The following is a 25,267-nucleotide window of genomic DNA, read 5'->3' on the forward strand; positions in this document are numbered from 1 at the left end:
CCTCAACCCAGGTTCAGATCGACTGGATCAATCCAACTCATTTTTAGACATCTCTTGGCTATATTTAAGAATTGTCTCGTATCAATTTGCCTTTTCGCTTTGTAAAATTAGTTTTTAATTAAAAATAAAATAATAAGTGAAAAGAAAAATCTCCTTTAAGGGAGCGGCGACCTTGCGATTTTTTAAGCGTTTTTTTGTCCCAGCTCCGACTACTTTTAAGTATCTTCCTCTCCACCGCCAGCCATCAGGGCTAGACAGTCATTTCAATAATAGTTGAACGACTGATATCGGCATCAATCGCCTACCAAAAAAACGCGCATCAACCTCTTAGATTTGAAATAGCTACGCTCGGCGCAACAGACGAGCGTGTGGCCGCTGCGTGCGAGCGCGCCGAAACACTGCGCACTACCGAATATTGCATAGTAAAAATACCCGCAACCTCAAAATGAAGGCCGTCCTATGTACAATAAAAAAGTCGATCCAAAGCCATTTTTTTGGGCGTTACAGGCCATCTGTATTCTGCACAACAAACCGTTCTCCATGGCTTTGGCGATGCAGCAATTGGCAGCGCCGTATACCGTATGCTCAATGATCAGCGCTGTGACCTCGTACGGGTTCGATACTGGATTAAGGCGCCGTAGTATCGCCCAGCTGCATGAAGAGTCGTTTCCTGCGGTAGTGTGGTTGACGCCGCCCGCGTTAATGGGGGCCGCCGCGCGGCGCGATCCGTTACTGCGCGACCCTGCACCATCAGATGAGGCTGGCAAATCGACCGAGCTTGCCTTCCTGGCGACACACGTGACGCCAAATGTGATCGCAGACAAGATTACTTCAGTGTCGCCAGAAATGGCGGAAGTCACGCCAGCGCTTCTTTTGAAGGCCAACGCCAGCGGCATCGTGGTATTAGAAAAAGGGAGCATTTCAACCAACACGCTATCGCTGGCAGAGTTTTCACTGCGGTATTGCGGCTATCTCACCCCTATTAGCGTAAAAGCAGACCTTGGCAGGGATATCGACAGCGAGGCCGAAGCACGCCGAAGGCACGCCTTCGGCTTCAGCTGGTTTATCCCAGAACTATTAAAGCATAAAAAAATATGGCAAGAAGTGTTGCTGGCATCGCTGGTGATCCAGTTAGTCGCGCTGGCAACGCCGCTGTTCACGCAAACCATTATCGACAAAGTAGTGGTGCATCGCACCGAAAGTACGCTGATTGTGATTGCCATAGGGATGGCAATTTTTATGCTGTTCTCCGCTGTTTTATCTTGGTTGCGACAATATCTGGTGCTGCATACCGGCAATCGGGTCGACGCAGTATTGGGTTCATCCGTATTCGAACGTCTGTTCAAATTGCCGCCATTGTATTTTCAGCATCGTCCCACCGGCGTCATTGCAGCGCGGCTGCACGGCGTTGAAACCATCCGCGAGTTCATCGCTGGCGCAGCCGTCTCGTTGATTCTGGATTTGCCGTTTCTGTTTATTTTTGTCGCCATCATGTTTCATTACAGCGCCACCTTAACCTTGATTGTGCTCGCGATTTTATTATTAATCATCGGTTTAAGTTTGATTGTGGCGCCGATGTTTCAAGCACGCCTGCAAAAGCAGTTTCAACTTGGGGCGCGTAATCAAGCGTTTTTGACTGAATATGTCTCGGGTTTAGAAACCGTTAAATCGCTGCAACTGGAACCACAACTCAACAGTAAATATAGCGGCTATCTGGCCAGCTATCTGCAGGCGGGTTTCTCCACCAAACAACTCGCTAACACCTACAACACCACCGCAAATTTTTTAGAACAACTACTCAGTCTGCTAGTCCTCGGTATCGGTGCTTATACCGTAATGCATTCGAAAGAATTCACCATCGGGATGTTGGTCGCATTCCAGATGTTTGCCGGTAAATTATCGCAACCGATGTTACGGCTGGTTGGCCTATGGCAGCAATTCCAGCAAGCAAGCTTATCGGTAGCTCGCCTAGGTGATCTCATGAATGCACCCATCGAGCCCTATTCACTCATCCCCGCACGCGACACAGAGCGCCGTGGCGACATCGAGATCAGCGAAATCGCTTTTCGATACGCCGATCATCTGCCACTCGTCTATGAGAACGTTTCCCTCACAATTCGCCCTGGTCAAACCATCGGCATCATGGGGCCATCCGGTTGTGGCAAAAGCACGTTTGCCAAATTATTGCAAGGCTTCTATCAACCCTGCACTGGTCGAATTTTGATCGACGGCGTCGATATCCGCTATCTTTCTTCCAACGAACTACGCAGTTATTTCGGTGTCGTTCCACAGGAAACGACGCTCTTTTCCGGAACCATCTACGAGAACCTGCGGATGGCGAGCCCTAACGCCAGCTTTGAGCAGATCACCGGCTCTTGCAAAATGGCAGAAATACACACCGTGATCGAAGCCTTGCCGCAAGGTTATCAGACCGAAATTGGCGAGCGTGGTGCCGGCTTGTCGGGCGGTCAAAAACAACGCATCGCCATCGCCCGCGCCTTATTAAAAAGCCCGACCATCCTCATCTTCGACGAGGCCACTAGCGCTCTGGATGCCGCTACTGGGGAACAATTCGCCAAGACCATCAATACCCTAAAAGGGAAAGTGACGATGCTTTTCATCACGCACGGCTTACCCAAAGGCCTTGAAGTCGATGCCGTATTTCGCCTCACGCCCGATGGTGTGAAACTGGTTTCCTCACAATCAGAAAACACTTCTCTCGGCAATCCTGCATTTCCTCCAACAGAAGAGGTCGAATAATGTCATCGTTCTCAGAACACGATGCAAATACCGATGCCATTCCCGATGCCAGCGCGAATCCCGGAGGAAATACTTCCCCGGCTGATAAGTCGCCTCTCTCGAATAGATCGGGCCAGTCGGACCAGTCAGAGATATTTGACGCAGCGCACATCGTCGCTTTGCGTTCATCCGATCGTTGGCAAGATCCGTTGCGCCTGATCGAAGCCGAAGCGCCGAGTCAAATCAAGCGGCTGGTCCTGTGGACAGTCTCGATCCTTATCCTGATATTGATCGCATGGACAGCGTTCGGCAAACTCGACATAATTGCCACAGCGGAAGGCAAGCTCGTTCCACAAACACTGGTCAAGATTGTGCAACCAGCAGAAGCTGGCATCGTTAAGCAATTATTGGTTAATGAAGGTGACAGCGTCAAGGCGGGACAGTTATTAGCCCAGCTAGACACCACGCTCGCAAACGCCGACCAGGCTGGCTTCAGCATGGATATTGCCATTCAGCGCATGCAGATGCGTCGTATCGATGCCGAACTGGCCGACCAAACGATGCTGCCTAAAGACGGAGAAGACCCACAGTTATACGCCCAGGTGAGGCGCCAGTTTATGGCGCACAAACAAGCATTCCTCGGCAGTCTGGAACAGGAAAAATCATTAGTCATCAAAGCCCGTCATGATCACCTCAGTGCCTTGCAAGTATTCAATAAATTGCAGCAAACACTCCCCATTTATCAGCGTAGCGCAACAGCCTACGCCAAGCTCAAAAAAGAAGGGTTCGTCACCGCGCTGGCCGCCGATGAAAAGCAGCGCGACGCCATCGAGAAAGCCCGTGATCTGGATGCACAACAATCCATCGTGGCCTCACTCGCCGCCACAATCGCAGCGCAAGAACAACGGATCACCCAGTTAGGCCACACCTACCGCGCCGACCTGCAAACCGAACGCGCTGACGTCCACGCCAGACTCGCCCAGTTGCAACCCAATCTGGACAAATCAATTTACAAGCAAGGTCTGATGGAGTTGCGCGCTCCCCAAGCTGGCGTGATCAACGATCTTGCGACCACCACGATCGGTGCGGTAGTGCAACCCGGCACCGTCGTCATGACCCTTGTTCCGCAGCATGAGCAGTTGTATGCCGATGTCTCGGTAAAAAATGAAGACGTCGGCTTCGTCCAGATCGGTCAAACCGCACAAATCAAACTCGCCGCCTATCCGTTCCAGAAATACGGCATGTTAACCGGCGCAGTCACCCGCCTCAGCGCGGATGCATCGGACCGGGAAAAAAGCAACGCCAATGCCGACGGTACATCGGGTGACGCAAACGGCGATGACAGCAACGCCGCCACTTCAACCTACAAAGCGCGCATAAAGCTAGCCCACCAGATATTGATCGATCCCCAGGGAAATCGATTGCAAATGACCGCCGGCATGCAAGTTATCGCAGAAATTCATCAAGGCAAACGGACGGTATTTGAGTACCTGTTGTCGCCTGTGCAGAAAGCCTTACAAGAGGCGGGACGGGAAAGATAAAAATGGCCGTTAAAGTGATAAAAAACGGAGTGACGGTAACTTTATCGTTTAAAAAATATGTATTAAAAACAGCCAAAAATTTATATATTTTTGAACTGAATGCTGCAATCAGAATTATCTGTGGGCGGGTTTTTTTTATAGAATTTTCTGCGTCAGTTCGAGAATGATCTTGTATTAATTTGAAGTTTCAATTTGTAAAATTGGAAATAATTAAAAATAAAATAATAAAGAGAACGAATGCGACAGCGTGTACAGCGGTCTGAATCGCGGCATGACTAAGGCTCATAACGAAGCAAATGAAACGTATTGGGAGGCGGTTTATGGGCATCAAAAATTTGATGTTTTTTGATGGTGATAGTAATTTTTATATTTTTATATTTTTGTCGGTGGCATCGCAATGAGGGATTATATTGATATATCTGATATTCGAATTTTTTTTCATATTAATTGTTACAGTTTTTCCCGATGTATATGTTTGTCTTTGTATAAGAGCATTCAAATATTTTTGGGGCTTAACACATTTAGAATTTTTTATAGAAAATTTGTACATGTCATTTTCTATAATTAATGTTGCGGTTTTTTCTTTGTTAATAGTTATTCGTGAAATTTCATTTGATAAAACGGCGTATAGAAATCAAGTCAATATGAAAAAATTTCTAAAAGATAATTGGATATTTTTCTTGGTTGTAATAGCTCTTTATCTTAAATTGAATGAAATTAAATTCCTCTCTCCAGATTGGCCATTAACGCAAGGTCGGTTGTTTATATTGTTTAGTTTGATAAGTGCATGGTGCACTTCTGCCGTTATCGCAAATACGGTAATTTACATAAAAAATATTTCTTATAAAGATTAAACATGGACTCCACTGTAATTACTCGTAAGCAAGCCGCTACTCATGCAATTAGTAAAAGTATAAGCCGTCTCGTTGATCGATATGAAAAGGGGGACACAGCAGGAGTAGCGCAATCACTTGCTCAAATTACTGCTGTCTCCGCTGCATATGTTGCTGGAACGTTAGCCGAATTTGGCAGAAAGTTTGCCGTTTCAGGCTTGGATCAAGCAATTAGGCTTTTAGGTAAAGATCCCAGTGGCCTGGGAAAAGTACTTTTACGTATGGGGTTAATTTCTGATCCTCTAGTTGCTCAGAGGCTTACCAACGTTGGGCGCGCTTTTGGGGGCGGGGCCGCAGCCGCATATCTCGTCGATCAAGCTATTGATTGGGCGAATAAACAAAATCTAGGTGGTAAATTGTACGATGAACTTCACCCAGACGAAGCCGCCCGTGATTTCTTCACCCACTCTCGCACCTACCGCTACGATCCGCTAGTCCTCGACCTAGACGGCGACGGCATCGAAACTGTCGGCAGCAAAAACAACGTCTACTTCGACAACAACAACGACGGTATTAAAACCGCGACAGGCTGGGTCGGCGCTGACGATGGCTTGCTCGTCATGGACCGCAACGGCAACGGCGTGATCGATAACGGAACGGAACTCTTCGGCAATTCCACCCAGCTCGACAACGGCCACACCGCCAGCGATGGTTTCGGTGCGCTGGCTGATCTGGATTCCAACCACGATGGCAAGATCGATAAAAACGACGCGAACTGGAACCAGCTCAAAGTCTGGCGTGATCTCAATCAGGATGGCATTTCTCAAGCCAATGAATTATTCACACTGGACCAACTCGGCATCGCCAGCCTCAACGTCAACAAAAAATCCCACAACCAAACACTCGCCAATGGTAACCAGTTAGCCGACGAGGGAACGTATACAAAAACCGACGGCAGCGCCGGTAATATGGGTGACGTGAATTTTGAGGAAGACGCCTTCCATCGGGAGTTTACTGATGAAGTCGTGATTGCCGATAACGTCAAAGACCTGCCCGATATGCAAGGCGCAGGCAAAGTGCGCGACCTGCGCGAAGCCGCCAGCTCTTCGACATCACTGCAAGACGTTTTGGCACACTACAGCGCCGCCACCGCACGTGAAGAGCAACGCGGTTTGCTGGATCAACTGCTGTCCGATTGGGCCGACACATCCGGCATGACCAAAACCCTGCAAGAACGCGCTGGCAGTGCTTATACCGTGATCTGGAAATCGCTGGGCGGTCAGGTCATCACCAACGACGCTGCCGGTCGCGCCATCGTTGCCGCATGGGAAAAGAAGCTACATATTCTGGAAGCGTTTAACGGGCAATATTATTTTGCGATGCATAACCTGACCGGCATGGGTTACAACGGCTTCAAGATGGTCGAAGGCAAAAATGGTCAGCCGGGGACTATCACGATTAGTTTATATCCCGAACAGGTAAATAGCCTCAATCAAGCTTATGACGCATTGCAGGAATCGATCTACGGTTCGCTGTTATTGCAGACACGGTTTAAGTCGTTGATTGATCAGATTGAATTGAAGGTGGATGCCGATGGGATGCATCTGGATAGTTTTGACGCTATTCGAAACACGCTGCATCAATACGAACGAAGCGCGCAACGAGCTCTGGTGTTAAGCAAATTGTTTAATGAGCGCCTGTTAATTGAACCGCGAGGTGGACAAAACCAAAGAGCCGAAATAAACAAGGTTGCAGCGTGATTAGGCCTAGTCATGAAGTAAATATGGAATATCGTGAGGCCATTTTATGGACATAAAAAATATCATGTCCAGAGTACTTTTATTAATAGGAGGACTATGCATTTTTCTGGCATTTTGCAACGTTTTTTATATTGCATTTTTTATTCGAGGTCCAGAATCATGGTTTCCTATAGAAATACTTTATTCAGTATTACTTGTATTTTTAGGGGCTATTTTCCCTATTTTTTTTATTTATAAAAAAAATTACATAAGCTTATCAAGATTTAATGAGTTAAGAAAAAAAATTCACGAAAAAGGACATTTTAGTAATGCCATATGGACTTGGATATTTATTTTTCTATTACTTGTTATGAATATACCCGGAAAGCAAAGTCTTAATCCAAGTAGATTACAGTTATTAACTGAAAGTAATATTTTTTACCTTTTTTGTGAAGTTCTTTTCTTATCTGCTTTCTGGGTTTCTACAGTCGCGATATGTATAGGATACATAAAAAAAATAGATTATCAATCAAAATAAATTAGCTGAGGTGTGAAATGAGTATTGCGTACATTGTTACTAAATCCGGTATTCTGATTATTGACGGTTCGCCTGCGGCGATCAAAGCCATTGCGAAGGGAATGGGAAAGGACTCCCTTCCTGTAGTTGAGCATTTAGGAAAAATTGTCCAAACAGGCGACGATGCCAAAACTGTTTCTGATACCGTTTTGGACACATTAAGAAATTCTATTGGTGGTGATTTAACAAGCCAGGTAAAACTTGTCGGTTCTTTGGGCGCTGGTGTTGCGATTGGCGAGGCAGCAGCTATTGGACTTGGGGCGCTTGCAACTGTGGTGGGTTTAGGAGTGATTGCAATACCCTTAGGAGTCGCAGCAGGTGTGGCTGGAGGTTATTGGGGATCAAAATATTACGAAGAGGCATTCGACAAATTCAATAAACTAGGCCAAGAAATCAATGACCGTTTCACCCACTCCCGCACCTACCGCTACGACCCCTTAGTCCTGGACCTCGACGGCGACGGCATCGAAACCGTGGGCAGCAAAAACAACGTCTACTTCGACAACAACAACGACGGTATTAAAACCGCGACAGGCTGGGTCGGCGCTGACGATGGCTTGCTCGTCATGGACCGCAACGGCAACGGCGTGATCGATAACGGAACGGAACTCTTCGGCAATTCCACCCAGCTCGACAAAGGCCACACCGCCAGCGATGGTTTCGGTGCGCTGGCTGATCTGGATTCCAACCACGATGGCAAGATCGATAAAAACGACGCCAACTGGAACCAGCTCAAAGTCTGGCGTGATCTCAATCAGGATGGCATATCTCAAGCCAATGAATTATTCACACTCGACCAACTCGGCATCGCCAGCCTCAACGTCAACAAAAAATCACATAACCAAACACTCGCCAATGGTAACCAGTTAGCCGACCAAGGTACGTACACAAAAACCGATGGTAGCAGCGGCAATATGGGTGACGTAAATTTTGAGGAAGACGCCTTCCATCGGGAGTTTACTGATGAAGTCGTGATTGCCGATAACGTCAAAGACCTGCCCGATATGCAAGGTGCAGGCAAAGTGCGCGACCTGCGCGAAGCCGCCAGCTTGTCGACATCACTGCAAGACGTCTTGGCACACTACAGCGCCGCCACCACACGAGAAGAACAGCGCGGCTTGCTGGATCAAATGCTGTCCGATTGGGCCGACACATCCGGCATGACTAAAACCCTGCAAGAACGCGCTGGCAGTGCTTACACCGTGATCTGGAAATCGTTAGGCGGTCAGGTCATCACCGACGACGCCGCCGGTCGCGCCATCGTTGCCGCGTGGGAAAAGAAGCTGCATATTCTGGAAGCGTTTAACGGGCAATATTATTTTTCGATGCAGAACCTGACCGGCATGGGTTACAACGGCTTCAAGATGGTCGAAGGCAAAAATGGTCAGCCTGGGACTATCACGATTAGTTTATATCCCGAACAGGTAAACAGTCTCAATCAAGCTTATGACGCATTGCAGGAATCGATCTACGGTTCGTTATTGTTGCAGACACGGTTTAAATCGTTGATTGATCAGATTGAATTGAAGGTGGATGCCGATGGGATGCATCTGGATTATGGTGCGCTGGAAAAACACTTCAAGGCAGCGATTGCGGCGGATGGCATAAAGGGGTTGTACGATTTGATCGATTTTAATCGGGCAGCCGGAAGTGCGATGCATGATTTTAACTGGATTGGAGCTGAGTTGATTGGGAGGGGGCTATCTGCATCGGATGCGTCACCCGAATTACAAAAGCTGTTTGCTGAATTAAAGCTTGCACTAAATAAAAAGGGAACACAAAAAAGCGATCTGATTATCGGCGGCTCTGGAAACGATACTTTGGATGGCTACGCGGGTAACGATGTCATGCTAGGAGGACGGGGTGACGATACGTTAAACGGCGGTGAGGGCGATGACACGCTAAGTGGTAATGCTGGTGACGATCGCCTCAACGGTGGGGAAGATAATGACACTTTACTAGGTGGCGCTGGCAACGATACGTTAAGCGGCGGCGCTGGAAGCGACATTCTGACCGGTGGCAAAGGTGACGATACGCTTGAGGGTGGAACGGGCAATGATGTCCTGAGCGGCGGTGAAGGAAACGATACGCTCAGCGGGGATTATGGTAATGATATTTTGGACGGTGGCAAAGGCGACGATATGCTGGTTGGCGGTGAAGGTAAAGATGTTTATCGGTTTAGTGTCGGAGATGGAAATGACTCGATCAATAACTATGATTACCTTACCGGTCGTAACGATGTGATCGTTTTTACGGATGTCAATTCCGATGCTTTAAACGGTTTGCGGCGGGTCAAGGACGACCTGATCATAGATTACGGCAACGGAGATAGCATCAAGATCAATAACTTTTATATCTATCACTATCAAATCAATCAGTTTCAGTTTGCTGATGGCAAGACGTGGAATGGCATAGAGTTGTTGGCGGCATATCCGATTGTGCTCACGGACGGTGCGGATAGCGCCAGTTTTACAGGCGCTCCAGAAACGATCCATGCCGGTGCCGGTAACGATTATATTAGTGGGTATGCCGGCGACGATGTGATCGATGGTGCTGCTGGTGACGATGTATTGTTGGGTGGCGAAGGTAACGATGTGCTGGATGGCGGAGATGGAAGTGATCGGCTTGAGGGCGGAACTGGCAATGATGTCCTGAACGGCGGTAAAGGAAACGATACGCTCAGCGGGGATTATGGTAATGATATTTTGGACGGTGGCAAAGGCGACGATAGGCTGATTGGCGGTGAAGGTAAAGATGTTTATCGGTTTAGTGTCGGAGATGGAAATGACTCGATCAATAACTATGATTACCTTACCGGTCGTAACGATGTGATCGTTTTTACGGATGTCAATTCCGATGCTTTAAACGGTTTGCGGCGGGTAAAGGACGACCTGATCATAGATTACGGCAACGGAGATAGCATCAAGATCAATAACTTTTATATCTATCACTATCAAATCGATCAGTTTCAGTTTGCTGATGGCAAGACGTGGAATGGCATACAGTTGTTGGCGGCATATCCGATTGTGCTCACGGACGGTGCGGATAGCGCCAGTTTTACAGGCGCTTCAGAAACGATCCATGCCGGTGCCGGTAACGATTATATTAGTGGGTATGCCGGTGACGATGTGATCGATGGTGCTGCTGGTGACGATGTATTGTTGGGTGGCGAAGGTAACGATGTGCTGGATGGCGGAGATGGAAGTGATCGGCTTGAGGGCGGAACTGGCAATGATGTCCTGAACGGCGGTAAAGGAAACGATACGCTCAGCGGGGATTATGGTAATGATATTTTGGACGGTGGCAAAGGCGACGATAGGCTGATTGGCGGTGAAGGTAAAGATGTTTATCGGTTTAGTGTCGGAGATGGAAATGACTCGATCAATAACTATGATTACCTTACCGGTCGTAACGATGTGATCGTTTTTACGGATGTCAATTCCGATGCTTTAAACGGCTTGCGGCGGGTCAAGGACGACCTGATCATAGATTACGGCAACGGAGATAGCATCAAGATCAATAACTTTTATATCTATCACTATCAAATCGATCAGTTTCAGTTTGCTGATGGCAAGACGTGGAATGGCATACAGTTGTTGGCGGCATATCCGATTGTGCTCACGGACGGTGCGGATAGCGCCAGTTTTACAGGCGCTTCAGAAACGATCCATGCCGGTGCCGGTAACGATTATATTAGTGGGTATGCCGGTGACGATGTGATCGATGGTGCTGCTGGTGACGATGTATTGTTGGGTGGCGAAGGTAACGATGTGCTGGATGGCGGAGATGGAAGTGATCGGCTTGAGGGCGGAACTGGCAATGATGTCCTGAACGGCGGTAAAGGAAACGATACGCTCAGCGGGGATTATGGTAATGATATTTTGGACGGTGGCAAAGGCGACGATAGGCTGATTGGCGGTGAAGGTAAAGATGTTTATCGGTTTAGTGTCGGAGATGGAAATGACTCGATCAATAACTATGATTACCTTACCGGTCGTAACGATGTGATCGTTTTTACGGATGTCAATTCCGATGCTTTAAACGGCTTGCGGCGGGTAAAGGACGACCTGATCATAGATTACGGCAACGGAGATAGCATCAAGATCAATAACTTTTATATCTATCACTATCAAATCAATCAGTTTCAGTTTGCTGATGGCAAGACGTGGAATGGCATACAGTTGTTGGCGGCATATCCGATTGTGCTGACAGATGACGGCAAGAAGAATTTTACGAATGCATCCGAAACTATCCGTGCCGGTATGGGCGAAGACGTCATTTCCGGCTATGGCGGTGATGATGTGATCTACGGCGGTGCGGGCGACGACACGCTGGATGGTGATTGGGGTAACGATAAATTGTTTGGCGGAATTGGCAACGACAAGCTGGACGGTGGCTCGGATGACGACTTGCTGGACGGTGGGGAGGGCAATGACTGGCTTGATGGTGGCTCCGGCGATGACGTGCTGGACGGCGGAGAAGGAAACGATACGTTAATTGGAGGCGGCGACAACGATATCCTTAATGGCGGTAAAGGCGACGACAAGCTAATTGGCGGTGGTGGTAAAGATATCTACCGATTTAGTGTCGGTGATGGTAATGATACGATCAATAACTATGATTACGTTACCGGTCTTGCCGATGTGATCGTCTTTAGGGATGTCAATTCTGATGCTTTAAACGGTCTGCGGCGGGTCAAGGACGGCCTGATCATAGATTACGGAAACGGGGACAGCGTCACGATCAATAATTTTTATAGCTATAACTATCAAATCAATCAGTTTCAGTTCGCCGATGGCAAGTTATTGACCGGAACCCAATTACTATCGGTTTATCCAATTGTACTGATAGGTGAGGGTAACTATAGTTTTACCAATGCATCGGAAACTATTTATGCCGATACGGGCGATGATGTTATTTCCGGCAATGGGGGTGATGACACTATCGATGGTGGTGCTGGTAACGATACCCTCTGCGGAAATGTCGGCAACGATTTTTTGTCGGGGGGGAGGGGAAATGATAAATTAAGCGGGGGAAGTGGGAACGACGTGTTGGACGGCGGGGAAGGAAGCGATACGTTAAGCGGGACCGATGGCAACGACATCTTAACCGGCGGAAAGGGTGAGGACAAACTAAATGGTGGTACTGGCAGCGATACCTACATCTTTAGTCGCGGCGACGGATGCGATACGATCGACAACTACGATTATGGCACTGATTTCCGTGGCGGCGGTCGCATTGACGTAATCAAATTCACAGACGTGAATTCCGATGCATTGGATGGATTACGACGCGTCAATAGCAACCTGATCATCGACTACGGCAACGGCGACAGCATCACGATTAGCAACTATTTTTCTAGCGCGAACTATCAAATCAATCAGTTTCAATTCGCCGACGGCAAGACATTAACCGGTAGCCAATTGGTATCTGCGTATCCAATTGAACCGTTAGACAGCGCACGCACGCTAAGCGCGCCGCTTGCTAGGGAATCAATCTACGTCGATTCGACGGAGGGGTATTACTACGGCCATGACCCTATCGAGCGAACTAGTGCTCGTGCCTCAAATAAAGCTCTGCAAGGCGGCGATCAACGCAATCCCGTGGATGGTGCCGGTCACACAAAGGACACACTGACGCAGGAGGAGCGGGTTCGCTGCGTTGAACTGGTTTTTGGTAAATCAGGCGACAAGGCAGAGCTTGCTGCGGCCCGATATAAAAACACCGTTGAGAATTGGTTCACTAAAACGCCTTTTCGGCTCGACCCAGCCTCGACGGTGGACAGTGAAAACGCGGGGGACGTTAATTCTGCGTCGCCGGATAAACTTCATGATAAGAACTCCGGGCCATCCCGGCTTGGTGGCGCTGCGCTCCAGTTTGATCCGGCGCGTGAAACGCCGCGGGGCATGGATAAGTGGGCTTTGTCGGCGGTGTTGCTGGATTTACATCTGAAGAGTAGCGATGCTGCTGCCCTTGGTGGGGATCTGGTGAGTCACTATGCCAGGAATAGTCAGGGCGCGGGTAGTCCGGTGACGCCAGCTACAGCAATGTTAGCGACGCCTGATTTCGGTGTCGTTGATCATCATCGGCGGGGTTAGGATTTTTTGCTGGCCGACCGCCAGTCATCGGCGGATGATGGACCTCGGCGGGGTACCGCGTACCGTGGACACCAATCGGCAATCAGTAAACCACCGTTTAGTTCAACAGTCGCGCTAATTCGACCGCGGTCTTCACATGCATTTTGTCAAAAATATGGGCGCGGTGGACTTCCACTGTGCGCATGCTGATGCCAAGCTGGTCGGCGATGACTTTGTTCATTTTTCCGATGAGTATCAGGTCTAATACTGCCCGTTCTCGGATGGATAGGTTGGCGAGGCGGGCGTCAATGACGCTTCGTGCAATGGCTGCGCGTGAAGAGAACAGAGCTTCTTGTACCCGGTCCATCAATTTATTGTCATTGAACGGCTTTTCGAAAAAATCGAATGCGCCGCGCTTGAGGGTATCGACTGCCATGGGAACATCGCCGTGGCCGGTCAAAAAGATGATTGGATAACGTTGCGTGAGTTTTTTTGCAGTCAATATGTCGAATAACGCAACGCCGCTCATGCCAGGCATTCGAACGTCAACTAACAGGCAATCGCCTTCGGCGGTCTGGGCGTCACTTTTATGCAAACCGGAACTCGCAGTGCCGATCGCAGCCGCAGCATTGGTTGACTTTTCAGTTGCGGCGGCTTCGTTGGTGGCGATATCAAGTGATGCCAGAAAATGTTGCGCGCTGGAATAACTCAGGGCGGGAATGGCGCGTGATTGCGCGAGCCAGCTTAAGGCGTCGCGGATTACTTCTTCGTCGTCAATGATATGCAGCATAGTAATCTATTCGTTATTTTCGGATTTACGCAAAATAGCCAGAGCTCCGTCTTGCCTCACAGTATCGTGTATCGATACGCAATTCAAGTTTCAGGTCCCGAACCTAGCGTCTTTTTCACTTTATATCCGAAAACATCTCTCAAAGCTTTTTAGGCGGAACGTGCAACAGGATATGTTAACTATTGATAGGGAAAAAAGAATACAGCATCGCCGCTCTTTAAATGTTCATCGCTGACTATGCGAAAAATTGGCCGGGAGCGAAAACTGGAAGATGCTACCGCCACCTTCGTTGTCGGTGAAATTGAGCGTGCCGCCATGGAATTCAATGGCGGTGCGGCAAATTTTAAGGCCCATCCCCATGCCGTGGGCTTTGGTTGAGTAAAAGGGGGAAAACAAACGTGCCGCCACCTCGGCCGGAATACCATGGCCCTGGTCGATGACTGAGATCACAACCTGGGGCGATTCTGTGTCCAGATCGGCTGATACGGCTTTGATGTGCAGGATGCGGCGGGTGGAAATGTTATCTGACATTGATTCGATGGCATTGCGGGTTAAATTGAGCAGGACTTGCTCCAGCATCATTCTGTCGGCGGATATCCATGGCAATGCGGGTGCAATCTCGACCCGGACATTCACTTGCGAGGACTGCGCTTGTAACTCGACCAGCGGCATGATGTTGTCGACCAGCGTGCGGACGGCGAGCGGTTCGCGGATTGGATCGCGGTTTTTGACGAACTCGTGCACGCTGCGGATGATTTGCCCGGCGCGTTGCGCTTGCGTGTTGACTTTCCCCAGGGCCAATTTTAATTGCGATGTATTGATGGTGCCGGCCTGCAGCATATTAATTGCACCGGTCGTATAACTGGAAATGGCGGCAAGCGGCTGGTTTAATTCGTGCGCGAGCGTGGAGGCGATTTCCCCCATACTAGCGAGACGGGCGCTGGACTCCAGTTTCTCTTGCTGCTTCCGGTTCAATTCTTCGGCGCGGCGCGGTTCTGAAATATCCAGTATTGATCCCATCCATCCTGTTTGCTGGCCCTGCGCATCGACCAGCGCTGATTCGAACACCATGACTGGAAACCGCTCCCCATTTCCACGCATAAAGATGGTTTCGAACTGTGGCGTTGCCTCGCCTTCCAGCACTTTAGTAAAACGTTCCTGAAATTCGTCCAGTGCTTCCGGTGCCCAGTAGGGCATCGGCGGGAGTCTGCCGACCAGCTGATCCGTACTGAGGCCCACCATCGCGCAGAATGCCGGGTTAACGTAGGTGACGCGGCCTTTCAGATCGCGGGCGCGCAAGCCGGTGACGAGCGAATTTTCCATCGCCGTGCGAAAGACGACTTCCTGGCGCAACGCGTTTTCTGCGGCTAGTCGGCGGTGAATGTCTCGCCATAGCGCCAACAAACTCCACACCAGTCCGAGAGATAAGGCGATAACCGATCCGACTAATAAATTGGGAAGAAATTGCGGCGCGCTTTTGACGCTGTTGGTTCGGAGTATTAGTGATAACCCCGGCAGATCGATGGGCCGACGATGCGTGTACACGTCATGGCCGCGACCGCCAGAAGCGCGTTTGGCGATGGTGACCTCGTCCACGTCGGTGAGAGAAATCTCGTTATCTTGCGCAAACCACCACGGCACCAGCTCATCGAGAATGCCGCTGACGGAGTAGGTGCTCACCAGACTGCCGAGATATTGCTGGTCAGCAAACAAGGGAACGCTGTAATCGATATACATCGCATTAGCGGTATCGATTAGCTTATAAGGCGGCGTGTATTGTGGAATTCTGGCGTCACGTACGAGTGTTGCGGACTTTTTTGCGTGCGCTACATAGTCCGCGTTGGTGCTTTGCAAGCCGTCGGTCGCTGCGATCACCCGATCTTCTGCATTCAGCCACGCAATTCCGCGCAATTCGCGGCTATTTTTTAAAAGCGGCTGGAGACGATCGGGAAATTGCGTAACCGACAGATGATGTTTGATGATCTCGTCAGCGATCAGGCGTACGCTTTCGTCATCGCGATTGAGTTGAAAAGTGATGGCTTGTTCAACCCACAGCGTATCGGCGATCAATTGGTCTTGCCGGTCATTGGCTTCCATTTGGCGCGATTGCCAAGGCAACCAAATGAGAACAGCCAAAAATAGCAAGACCAGAAAAATTGGTATCAGCCAGCGCCAGGTGCGCTGTGGCCCCGCTGCGGGTAAGTTCGACAAACGCTTATATAGTGGGTTTGGCATAAGGGAATAATGACAGCTAAAACGCGTTGTTGGGGGTGGTTTCTGACAAGCAGAATGCGTGGCGCGGCAATCCGATAACTTCCTGGTGCAGTTGACAACCTGTTTGCGGCCAGTTGTAGATGATTTTCAGATCATTTTTGATTTCAGCCGGTAAAGTGACAATCAGGGTTCACCTTATTTTTCCACAAAACTGCGATATTCAGGCTGTTTTATCGATCAGAAAACGGACTGCGGTTATCCACACTTGTGGCTCCGCTGCGCCTTGTGCAGACTTCGGCGAACTCGGAAAATAATTCGCCAACCCTTCGGCAACTATTCAGACCGTCGATCATTTGGGGTAAGTATGAGACAAAAAACATTGCGCGGCGGGCTAATGCGAACGGTGGCGTTGGGGACAGCATTGATTAGTGCCGCATTCTCGATGAATGGCAACGCCTTGGCGCAGGAGCCGATTGTCATTAAATTCAGCCACGTGGTTGCCAGTGACGCGCCCAAAGGTGAAGCGGCGCAACGTTTCAAGGAGCTGGCAGAAAAGGCAACCAACGGACGGGTAAGGATCGAATTATATGCGAACAGCGTATTGTATAAAGACAAAGAGGAACTTGAAGCGCTGCAGCTAGGTGCTGTTCAGATGCTGGCCCCTTCGCTGGCAAAATTCGGACCGCTGGGAATGAAGGAGTTTGAAGTCTTTGATTTACCCTATATTTTTTCTAACTTGCAGGCTGTGCATAGGGTTACGCAAGGCCCGATTGGGGAAAAGTTATTTAACAAGCTGGAATCTAAAGGCATCCTCGGCCTTGCTTATTGGGATAACGGTTTCAAGGTAATGTCAGCTAATAAACCGTTGCGTGTACCAGCTGACTTCAACATGCTGAAAATGCGGATTCAATCCTCGAAAGTCCTGGATGTCCAGATGCGCGCGCTGGGGGCTAATCCGCAGACACTGGCTTTTTCAGACGTGGTGCAGGCTTTGAAGACCGGCGTCGTCGACGGCACTGAAAATCCCCCGTCAAACTTGTACACGCAAAAAATGTACGAGGTCCAGAAAAATATTACCGTCTCAAATCATGGGTATCTGGGCTATGCGGTTATCGTCAATAAAAAGTTCTGGGAGAGCTTGCCCTGGGACGTCCGCGCCGCTTTAAGGCAGGCGATGGCGGAAGCAACAAAATACGGCAATGTTAGAGCACAGGCAGAAAATGCGGCGGCGCTGGTGGCGATGCAAAAAACGGGAAAAACCGCTATCCACTATCTCAACGCTAAGGAAAACAGAGAATGGCGCTCAGCGCTATTGCCAGTTCAAACGCAAATGGAAGGCAGAATTGGGAAGGATCTTATTAATGCAGTCAAAAAAGAATCGGCCTCCACTGATGTAAATTAGTAACTACGCAACACTTTAGTTAGTAAAATTGCTGATCTGGAAAAGTTAATCAGAATTTTCCGATTTTTTTCCAAATTCTGGATAACCGGTTGAAATTCACGTAAATGTCGCTAATTTAGGGGAATTTTTGACAACATCAAGTAAGTCCTGATAGTTACTGACAAGTTTTTTTTGCTAATGTTTCTCAATTAACATTTAATCAATAAAAACCCTGGTTGCAAAGCGGATTTAGGCTAAAACTATCTAAATCAAGCACATTGATTCATTAAATTATTTGTAAAAATTAGTGAACTCCTGTTAGAGTTCGTCACCCATTGAATTTCGCGCTTTAGCCCCAAAAGGGTGCGCAGCAGGAAAAAGTAGCATTCTGTTGTTGGTCAAGTCGCAAATTCCGAATGTCTCTTTTGTACGGTGATCGCGACACAGCGGCGGCGACAGGAGAGTCAAGGGTAATGAATATTTAGTTATAGGTGGTGGTGCATAAAAACGGTATCGATACCGGGGATACTGAGGAGACAATGCGTTTCAAATGAAGCTGTTTAAACGGCCGGGAACGTATAGAGAAGTATTTGGGGCGCATCGTCAGATGCGCCTTTTTTATTTTTACGGGTACAATTAAACGCAGGCAGCCTCAATCTTCAGTCTGGTCGCGTGATTTCCTCGACCAATAAATTTCTCTTTCGATGATGAGGCAAGCGCATGAAAGATAGCTTTCAGAGCTCAACGCCGCAGTTCGCCAGTTTGGGGGCTTCCGCACTCTTTTCTGGCATCGTCAAGGCACCATTTGGTGCAGTGGGTATCCGTACCGATGCCGGTACATTGCGGGAGTTGGTGTATCTTCCGAAGACATTTGCGGAGAAAGCACCGATTGATGCATTGACGGAACGGGCCGCGGAACAAATTATTGGCTATTTGCGTAACCCCGAGTTTCGATTCAATTTGCCGCTGGAAACCGTCGGAACCCTCTTTCAGCGTAAGGTATGGGCTCAGATCGCCGCGATTCCACGTGGCGACGTGTTGACCTATGGCGAGGTCGCGCGGCTGGTGCAATCAGCACCTCGCGCAGTAGGGCAAGCCTGTGGCGCTAATTGGTTTCCGCTGGTGATCCCGTGTCATCGCGTCACCGCTGCGGGCGGCCTTGGCGGGTTCTCGCATGAGGACGCCGTCGATGGCTTTCATGTCGGCGTAAAACGCTGGTTACTAACCCATGAAGGAGTTGTCAATCTGTGAAAAACAACCTTGTGGTCGATGTCAAGCCGCGCCTTAACGCGGACAATCAAGCAGCTATTGACGAATTTTGCGATAACTTATGGTTAGAGTACGGTTTATCAAAAAATACCCTGGAAGCCTATCGACGCGACATGTGCTTGTTTGCTTTATGGTTGCAGGCCGACCGGCAACTCCCGCTGCTCGAAGTGTCGGTCAACGACCTTATCGCTTATTTCGCGTTTAAAGCCGACAGCAAAATCACCTCGTCGAATCGGCGTCTTGCGGTGTTTAAACGGTTTTATTATTGGGCCCTGCGCCAAAAACGAATTGTAATCGACCCTTGCCAGCATTTACGGATGGCTAAAACACCGCCGCGTAATGTTAATGTTTTATCAGAATCGCAAGTCGAGACGCTGCTGGCGGCACCCAATGTGGACACCTATTTAGGCTTGCGTGATCGCACCATGCTGGAGTTGATGTATGCCAGCGGATTGCGTGTGTCCGAGTTAGTGCTGTTGAAATCGATTGAAGTTGGCATGGACGAAGGCGTTTTGCGGATTACCGGAAAGGGAGATAAAACCCGCCTGGTACCGTTTGGCGAGGAGGCCCGCAGCTGGATCGTCCGTTATCTTGCGTTCGCTCGACCTGCAATCCTGAGAGGGCAGGTCAATGACGCCTTGTTTATCACCGCACACGGCGGCCCTATGTCGCGCCAGATGTTTTGGATATTAATCAAAAAATATGCAGGGCTGGCTGAAATCAATGCGCCTTTATCCCCGCACACGCTGCGTCACGCGTTTGCCACGCATTTACTGAATCACGGCGCAGATTTACGTGTAGTACAACTTTTGCTGGGCCACTCCGATATTTCCACGACCCAGATCTATACGCATGTTGCCCGCGAGCGCTTAAAAAAATTGCATTCAGAACATCATCCAAGAGGTCGTTGAGGTGACTTGAATTGCACCGGGGAAATGCTGGTCAGCCATGCTGCTGGCTGGTGTAGGCGGTGTAATAGCAAGGCAGCAGAGCGGATTTCCATCAAAGGCATTTGTTTCTGCTGTATCCTGTGCTGATCATAGGAAGTCTATTCAAAGCAATTACGGCATTTACTTAAGGGGGCCAAATTGGCAAAAACTAATTTTCAGTACGAAAAGCGTCAAAAAGAGCTTGAAAAGAAAAAGAAAAAAGAAGAAAAGCTGAAGCGCAAAGCCGAAAAAGGTGCTGTTGACGAGGTCACCGGTGAAATCATCGAAGATGACACTGATGAGGCAGAAACCGCCAGCGACGCACCCGCGACACCGGAAACGCCTTAATCGCCATAACCGCTGCAGACGCAACAAAAAGGCGTTTGCGTGCTAACTACTCACACACCTTGCTGAGGGAGATGTTTAGCATCCGGCAGGGTGAGCCCTGGCAAGCGTCAGACACGCGATGATTACGTGAAAAAACAATGAGGCGATAAGGTAACGAGCAGTCATCAGATTTGAACCCTACGATCGCAGATTCTTGCCGTCCCTGATGACCCTCCTTACGGTCTCTTTTCAGACGATTCGCATTGCGGACATTATGGTCGACACAGTCGCATTACTATTTATTGCTAAAAGATGGCCCGAGCGTGGTTGGTTCGGGCCATTTTTGCGCTGTTAATTTTAAATGGCAAAAAAAGAGCATATTTCAGAGACCCCGGCGACGCAGTTCTTACGTCAGCACAGGCTATCTTTTTCAGAACACCCTTATTCCTACGAAGAGCATGGCGGAACCGCGACTTCGTCTGTCGCGTTAGGCGTTGAAGAACATCAAGTGATCAAGACGCTCGTCATGCAAGATGAAACGGCCCGACCGTTGATCGTACTGATGCACGGTGATTGCCAGGTTTCAACCAAAAATCTCGCGCGCCAGATCGGTTGCAAGTCAGTGGTGCCGTGCAAACCGGAGGTCGCCCAACGCCATTCCGGCTACATGATAGGCGGCACTTCGCCGTTTGGAACACGCAAGGCCATGCCCATCTACGTAGAGCAAAGTATTTTGTCTTTACCCGTTATTTATATCAACGGGGGACGTCGCGGTTTTTTGATCGGTATCACGCCGCAAATAATAGTAGAGGTGCTGAAGGCGCAATCTGTTGAGTGTGCATTAAAAGGCTAGCGACATAACGCCGGGTCGATTGGTGCAAACCTGCTGCAGTACTCCCTTTACGGTGTTCTGATAGGAGAAGCTTAGCAACGCAACCAAAGTATTTTAGTCAACTTTAGTCAGGTCTCCGCCTGTTTACAGACGCAAGGATGAAAATCCGCTGTTGCTTCACTTTTATAGAATTTACAAGAAAGAAAAAGCATGTATATAGTTTTATTTGTAGTCGCCGCGTACCTGATCGGCTCCGTTTCATTCGCCGTGGTGGTGAGTCGGTTATTTGGATTAGGCGATCCGCGTACGTACGGATCAAAAAATCCCGGTGCCACCAACGTGTTGCGCAGTGGCAATAAAGTTGCGGCCGTGGTGACGTTACTGGGCGATGGATTCAAGGGCTGGTTGGCAGTGTGGCTGACGCAAAAATTCGGGCCACAATTTGGCGTGGGCGATGGCGGCATCGCACTGGTCGCGCTGGCGGTCTTTTTGGGGCATTTGTGGCCGATATTCTTTCGATTTGTCGGAGGCAAGGGGGTCGCAACGATGTTTGGCGTTTTGCTTGGGATCAATCCCATATTGGGACTCGGCGCGTTGGTCACCTGGGCGATTATTGCGTACGCGTTTCGTTATTCTTCACTGGCAGCATTGGTGACCTGTTTGTTCGCACCATTCTTTTATACGTTGATGAAAGGCCCGGATGTGATCCTGCTGGCCATCGTGGTTATGAGCGCGCTACTGTTTTATCGGCATGCCAAAAACATTGCTAATTTGTTAGCGGGGAAAGAAAGCCGCCTCGGTGCCAAGAAAAATGGCTCCAAGCCAAAAACCAATTAGATTTATAAAGCGTCGCTCTCTGTTGTTTTTTGTTTTTTTTATTGCTTTTTTGCATATGTTTTTTGCTATCAAAAAGCTAAAGAAAGAAGGATTTGCTGCGTCGCCGCATGTATTTCTTTCTTTTTTTTGTATCTGGTTGGGCTTGAGTCTGGATGGGACACGGTAGGTGACATTATTCCGGAATTGTTAAATGCTTATTTGCCAAGCTTTATTATGCTGCTTTGCCGCATAATTTCGCATTATGAAAACACTTATCACCATTTGAAAATGTAAAAAGTCTCTGTTAGAATTCCGCCATCGCTTATATTAATCATTTGTGAGCGTAATTTTCTACCGTATTGATGTCAGCCTCACCCGTCCATCCGATGCCAAAAGATATCGGTGCAAAGCGCTTAAATAACTAAGTAAACAAGGAGACTCCGCATGTCAGCTCAGCTCGACCACGTTTTGGCGCAAGCCACCAACGATCCCGATGTCATTGAAACCAAAGAATGGCTGGATGCACTTGAAGCCGTCATCGAAACTGAAGGCCCTGAACGCGCGCATTACCTGATGGAGCGCATGCTTGATCTGGCGCGTCGTCGCGGAGCCCAAATCCCTTTTTCCAGCAACACAGCATACGTCAACACCATTCCGGCACACCTTGGCGAACATTGTCCCGGCAATCTCGAAATTGAAGAGCGTCTGCGCTCGTGGATGCGGTGGAACGCCATGGCGATGGTGGTGAAAGCCAATCGTCTGGACGGCGATCTGGGCGGCCATTTGTCCAGTTTTGCGTCGCTGGCAAATATGCTGGGTATTGGCTTTAACCATTTTTGGCATGCACCGTCCGAGAACCATGGCGGCGATCTGCTCTATATTCAAGGCCATTCATCGCCAGGTGTCTATGCCCGGGCTTATCTTGAAGGCCGTCTGACAGAAGAGCAAATGCTGCATTTCCGTCGCGAAGTTGACGGTAAAGGCCTGTCCTCCTATCCGCATCCAAAACTGATGCCGAATTTCTGGCAATTCCCGACCGTATCGATGGGTCTGGGACCGCTGATGGCGATTTATCAAGCGCGCTTTTTAAAGTATTTGCACGCACGCAGCATTGCTGACACCGCCAATCGCAAAGTCTGGGCATTTTGCGGCGATGGCGAAATGGATGAGCCGGAATCGATGGGTGCCATTGGTATGGCCGGTCGTGAAAAGCTCGACAATCTGGTCATCGTGGTGAATTGTAATTTGCAGCGTTTGGACGGTCCGGTGCGCGGCAATGGCAAAATCATCCAGGAACTCGAATCGGATTTCCGTGGTGCTGGCTGGAATGTGGTCAAAGTTATTTGGGGTGCTGGTTGGGATGATCTGCTGGCGCGGGATAAAGAAGGCATCCTGCAGCAAGTCATGATGGACACGGTTGACGGCGAGTACCAGAACTACAAAGCCAAAGATGGCGCATTCGTGCGTAAGAACTTCTTTGGTAAACACCCGAAATTGCTGGAACTTGTCAGCAAGATGTCCGACGATGACATCTGGCACTTGACCCGTGGCGGTCATGATCCACATAAAATTTATGCGGCGTTCAAAGTAGCGCAAGAGCATAAAGGTCAGCCGACAGTCTTACTGGTCAAGAGTATTAAAGGTTACGGTTTCGGTAAGTCGGGCGAAGCGCGTAATACTGCGCATAACACCAAGAAGCTGGACGATGAAGCGATCAAAGCGATGCGCGACCGTTTCCAGTTGCCGATTGCCGACGATCAACTGGCCGACGTGCCGTTCTTCAAACCAGCGGACGACACCCCGGAAATGATCTATCTGCACGAGCGCCGCAAAGCGCTGGGCGGATTCCTGCCGCAACGTCGTATGAAAGCCGATGAGGAGCTAATCGTTCCGCCGCTGGAAACGTTCAAAGCCGTCCTCGAACCAACCGCCGAAGGCCGTGAAATCTCCACGACCCAAGCGTATGTGCGGATCTTGACCACGTTGCTGCGCGATCCAAGTCTGGGACAACGCATCGTGCCAATTATGGTCGATGAATCCCGCACTTTCGGTATGGAAGGTCTGTTCCGTCAAATCGGCATTTTCAGTCAAGTCGGTCAGCTCTACGAGCCAGTCGATAAAGATCAGGTGATGTATTACCGTGAAGACAAAGCCGGACAGATTTTGCAAGAGGGGATTAACGAAGCAGGCGGTATGAGTTCCTGGATCGCTGCGGCGACTTCTTACTCGACCAACAATCGCGTCATGATTCCGTTCTATACCTACTACTCGATGTTCGGTTTCCAACGTATTGGCGATCTGGCCTGGGCGGCGGGCGATATGCGCGCACGCGGCTTCCTGATCGGCGGCACCGCTGGGCGTACCACATTGAACGGTGAAGGCCTGCAACACGAAGACGGTCACAGTCATATCATCGCCTCAACGATTCCAAACTGCGTCCCTTACGATCCTACTTTCTCGCACGAAGTCGCGGTCATCATGCACGACGGTTTGCGTCGCATGGTCACCAATCAGGAAGATGTGTTCTATTACCTGACGTTGATGAACGAGAACTACAGCCACCCTGGCCTGAAACCGGGAAGCGAAGAGGGCATCATCAAGGGTCTGTACCTGTTGCAGGAAGGCGGCAACAAGAACAAGCAACGCGTGCAATTGATGGGTTCGGGCACGATTTTGCGCGAAGTAATCGAAGGCGCTGCATTGCTACAACAAGACTGGGGCATCGATGCCGACGTCTGGTCAGCACCGTCGTTCACCCTGTTGGCCCGCGATGGTCAGGACGTCGAACGCTGGAACATGCTGCATCCGACAGAAAAACCACGTGTAGCGCACATCACTGAGTGCCTGCAAGATACCAGCGGTCCAATCATTGTATCGACCGACTACATGCGCACCTACGCTGAGCAAGTGCGCGCGTTTGTTCCTAATGGCCGCACCTATAAAGTGCTGGGTACTGACGGTTTCGGTCGCTCCGATACCCGCGCCAAATTGCGTGAATTCTTCGAAGTAAATCGCTACTTTGTCGTCATTTCTGCACTGAAAGCGCTGGCCGATGAGGGTAAGATCAAAGCGACAGTTGTCGCCGAAGCTATTACCAAGTATGGTATCAATCCAGAAAAGCTTAATCCGGTCACACAATAAGCACTTCCGTTGCGCTTGCGGAGGACAAGCAGACGCAAGATCCCTGCGGTACGAACGTACCG

General features: G+C 49.4%; 15 protein-coding genes. 13 read left to right on the forward strand and 2 right to left on the reverse strand.

Going from position 1 to position 25,267, the window contains the following annotated elements; translation table 11 throughout:
- Positions 1–459: 459 nt before the first annotated feature.
- The 6 genes from JQN73_RS13545 to JQN73_RS13570 all read left to right on the forward strand — a co-directional run bounded on the left by JQN73_RS13545 (position 460) and on the right by JQN73_RS13570 (position 13,527).
- Positions 460–2,760: a peptidase domain-containing ABC transporter gene (locus JQN73_RS13545; protein WP_240162261.1), complete on the forward strand. Its 2,301-nt coding sequence runs from the start codon at positions 460–462 to the stop codon at positions 2,758–2,760.
- The gene (locus JQN73_RS13550) at positions 2,760–4,280 is read left to right on the forward strand and encodes an HlyD family type I secretion periplasmic adaptor subunit (protein WP_205319413.1); all 1,521 of its coding nucleotides are present in this window, start codon (positions 2,760–2,762) and stop codon (positions 4,278–4,280) included. Before JQN73_RS13545 ends, JQN73_RS13550 begins: the two co-directional genes overlap by 1 nt.
- Before the next feature lie 548 nt (positions 4,281–4,828).
- Complete coding sequence (locus JQN73_RS13555; protein ID WP_205319414.1) at positions 4,829–5,134, forward strand: hypothetical protein; 306 nt, start codon at positions 4,829–4,831, stop codon at positions 5,132–5,134.
- A gap of 260 nt (positions 5,135–5,394) precedes the next feature.
- The gene (locus tag JQN73_RS13560) at positions 5,395–6,873 is read left to right on the forward strand and encodes a hypothetical protein (RefSeq protein WP_205319415.1); all 1,479 of its coding nucleotides are present in this window, start codon (positions 5,395–5,397) and stop codon (positions 6,871–6,873) included.
- Between the two features lie 46 nt (positions 6,874–6,919).
- The gene (locus JQN73_RS13565) at positions 6,920–7,390 is read left to right on the forward strand and encodes a hypothetical protein (protein WP_205319416.1); all 471 of its coding nucleotides are present in this window, start codon (positions 6,920–6,922) and stop codon (positions 7,388–7,390) included.
- Positions 7,391–7,407: 17 nt separating this feature from the next.
- Entirely contained in the window at positions 7,408–13,527 is a 6,120-nt protein-coding gene (locus JQN73_RS13570) for a calcium-binding protein (RefSeq protein ID WP_205319417.1), read from the forward strand.
- Between the two features lie 97 nt (positions 13,528–13,624).
- Here the strand turns inward: JQN73_RS13570 and JQN73_RS13575 are convergent, their stop codons facing one another.
- Together JQN73_RS13575 and JQN73_RS13580 are read right to left on the reverse strand one after the other, a co-directional pair.
- A complete protein-coding gene (locus JQN73_RS13575; RefSeq protein ID WP_205319418.1) occupies positions 13,625–14,296 on the reverse strand; it encodes a response regulator transcription factor in 672 nt (223 codons plus the stop codon).
- Between the two features lie 225 nt (positions 14,297–14,521).
- Positions 14,522–16,531, reverse strand: a complete 2,010-nt coding sequence (locus tag JQN73_RS13580; protein ID WP_205319419.1) for a PAS domain S-box protein — start codon at positions 16,529–16,531, stop codon at positions 14,522–14,524.
- 373 nt (positions 16,532–16,904) lie between these two features.
- On the opposite strand from JQN73_RS13580, the gene JQN73_RS13585 reads away from it, so the two are divergent.
- The 7 genes from JQN73_RS13585 to aceE all read left to right on the forward strand — a co-directional run bounded on the left by JQN73_RS13585 (position 16,905) and on the right by aceE (position 25,205).
- Complete coding sequence (locus JQN73_RS13585; RefSeq protein ID WP_205323362.1) at positions 16,905–17,912, forward strand: TRAP transporter substrate-binding protein; 1,008 nt, start codon at positions 16,905–16,907, stop codon at positions 17,910–17,912.
- A 699-nt stretch (positions 17,913–18,611) separates the two neighbouring features.
- The gene (locus JQN73_RS13590) at positions 18,612–19,142 is read left to right on the forward strand and encodes a methylated-DNA--[protein]-cysteine S-methyltransferase (RefSeq protein ID WP_205319420.1); all 531 of its coding nucleotides are present in this window, start codon (positions 18,612–18,614) and stop codon (positions 19,140–19,142) included.
- Complete coding sequence (gene xerD / locus JQN73_RS13595) at positions 19,139–20,071, forward strand: site-specific tyrosine recombinase XerD (protein ID WP_205319421.1); 933 nt, start codon at positions 19,139–19,141, stop codon at positions 20,069–20,071. Before JQN73_RS13590 ends, xerD begins: the two co-directional genes overlap by 4 nt.
- A gap of 177 nt (positions 20,072–20,248) precedes the next feature.
- Positions 20,249–20,437 carry a hypothetical protein gene (locus JQN73_RS13600; RefSeq protein ID WP_205319422.1) on the forward strand — a complete coding sequence of 63 codons (189 nt, stop codon included), beginning with the start codon at positions 20,249–20,251 and terminating at the stop codon, positions 20,435–20,437.
- Positions 20,438–20,777: 340 nt separating this feature from the next.
- Complete coding sequence (locus JQN73_RS13605) at positions 20,778–21,269, forward strand: aminoacyl-tRNA deacylase (protein WP_205319423.1); 492 nt, start codon at positions 20,778–20,780, stop codon at positions 21,267–21,269.
- 189 nt (positions 21,270–21,458) lie between these two features.
- Positions 21,459–22,085, forward strand: a complete 627-nt coding sequence (gene plsY, locus JQN73_RS13610) for a glycerol-3-phosphate 1-O-acyltransferase PlsY (protein ID WP_205319424.1) — start codon at positions 21,459–21,461, stop codon at positions 22,083–22,085.
- 423 nt (positions 22,086–22,508) lie between these two features.
- On the forward strand, positions 22,509–25,205 hold the full coding sequence (aceE, locus tag JQN73_RS13615; protein WP_205319425.1) for a pyruvate dehydrogenase (acetyl-transferring), homodimeric type: 2,697 nt from the start codon (positions 22,509–22,511) through the stop codon (positions 25,203–25,205).
- Positions 25,206–25,267: the final 62 nt, after the last annotated feature.

The sequence above is a fragment of the Glaciimonas sp. PAMC28666 genome (assembly GCF_016917355.1).
Classification (GTDB): domain Bacteria; phylum Pseudomonadota; class Gammaproteobacteria; order Burkholderiales; family Burkholderiaceae_D; genus Glaciimonas.